At 48.5% G+C, this 456-nt stretch carries 1 pseudogene; it reads left to right on the top strand.

The window, feature by feature from the left end:
- Nucleotides 1–456, top strand: a pseudogene (locus tag HBA93_RS18625) (hypothetical protein); the annotation flags it as partial.

Below are 456 nucleotides of genomic sequence, written 5' to 3' on the forward strand. Positions count from 1 at the left end.
GGCGAAGCTGACTGGGACAAATACACCTATAATATGGCTGCAACCGTCCGCCTCAAAAATACGCTTGAAGTTGCACTGGTACTGGATAATTCCGGCTCTATGGATGAGAGAGGCTCCGGCTCGGGTCAGCAACGCATGAAGCTATTGCAAGATGCAGCCAGTCAGCTCGTCACCAACATGGAAAAACAAGCCGAACTGATTACTCACCTTGAAAATCCGATACAGTTCTCGCTCGTTCCTTTTGCCGGTTCAGTCAATATCGGTGCCAATAACCGGGATCGCACATGGATGGATCAGACGGGCGTCTCTCCGGTTCATTATGAAAATTTTACCATGCCGATACGAAATAATCCGCTGGTTGTGGGACGCAATAAAAATATTGTGTTTCGTGATAACGCCTACTTCAAAGAGGGCACTGGCTGGGGTGTTGAGGCCGGCCATTATTTTACACGTTTC

This window comes from Ochrobactrum sp. SFR4, assembly GCF_019730395.1.
Taxonomy (GTDB): Bacteria; Pseudomonadota; Alphaproteobacteria; order Rhizobiales; family Rhizobiaceae; genus Pseudochrobactrum.